The organism is Polaribacter sargassicola (assembly GCF_021991835.1).
Lineage (GTDB): Bacteria > Bacteroidota > Bacteroidia > Flavobacteriales > Flavobacteriaceae > Polaribacter > Polaribacter sargassicola.
On the sequence record NZ_JAHDAU010000090.1, the window covers coordinates 1 to 352 of the forward strand.

At 38.1% G+C, this 352-nt stretch carries 1 protein-coding gene; it reads right to left on the minus strand.

Annotated elements, in window-relative coordinates; genetic code table 11:
* Positions 1–352: ribonuclease E/G (locus KI686_RS15965; protein ID WP_237590320.1), on the minus strand; the 352-nt coding region annotated here is incomplete at both ends.

Below are 352 nucleotides of genomic sequence, written 5' to 3' on the forward strand. Positions count from 1 at the left end.
TAAAAGGATGTGTGTTTAGGGTCACCTTTTTATAGTCTTTTTTTAATAGTTTTTCAAGATCATGGGTGATGGTTTGCACCAATCCTATGGGTGCTTCAACCTCTGAACCATTTAGGTTATTAGGGTTTTCTTCACGCGTTTTTATGTTCATCTCAGGGCGAACTCGTTGTCTTGTTATTTGTATCAATCCAAACTTGCTAGGCGGCAATATTTTGTGTTTAGCTCTATCGTCCTTCATTTCATCACGAAGAAAGTTAAAGAGTTTTTGCCTGTTTTCAGCATTGGTCATATCAATGAAGTCTACTACAATAATACCCCCCATATCACGTAAACGCAATTGGCGCGCAATTTC